At 46.3% G+C, this 458-nt stretch carries 1 protein-coding gene; it reads left to right on the forward strand.

Annotation, left to right across the window (positions count from 1 at the left end; all coding sequences use genetic code 11):
* The coding region (locus JIN87_RS28040) for a hypothetical protein (RefSeq protein ID WP_234033686.1) at window positions 1–446 on the forward strand (446 nt) is incomplete at its 5' end.
* Between the last annotated feature and the right edge of the window lie 12 nt (window positions 447–458).

Genomic DNA, 458 nt, shown 5'->3' on the forward strand with positions numbered 1-458 from the left:
GACGATATGCAGATAAGATGAAAATCAGACTCCTCCAGTTTGCCCTGCTCGCACTCTTCATTCCATCAGTCGCGACCTCAGTGGCTTTCAAGAAAAGAAGCCGTATCGAAGTTACGAATCATCTTCGCACGATTTACACACATGCCTTGGTCTATGCTGCCGACAACGAAGAAAGATTACCTGAAAAGATAGATGATCTAAACGAACTAATGAAAGAAGATGAAGATCTACTGAAATTCGTGAAAGATCCAAAATTTGGTTACCACGGTTCTGGCAAAGGCACATGGGAGATAAATGGGGACATTATGATTTGTACCTATTCATACCCGAATGAGGGCCGACTAGCCATTACAGGCTGGGGAAACACAGTTTGGGAAGACGAAAAGAAAGAAGAGCATATCAAGTCGTCGCTCACAACTCCGGGGGCTGCCGCCCCCTCCGCGTGAGGACTCTGCGTT

The organism is Pelagicoccus mobilis, from assembly GCF_016595505.1.
In the GTDB taxonomy this organism is placed as follows: Bacteria; Verrucomicrobiota; Verrucomicrobiia; order Opitutales; family Opitutaceae; genus Pelagicoccus; species Pelagicoccus mobilis.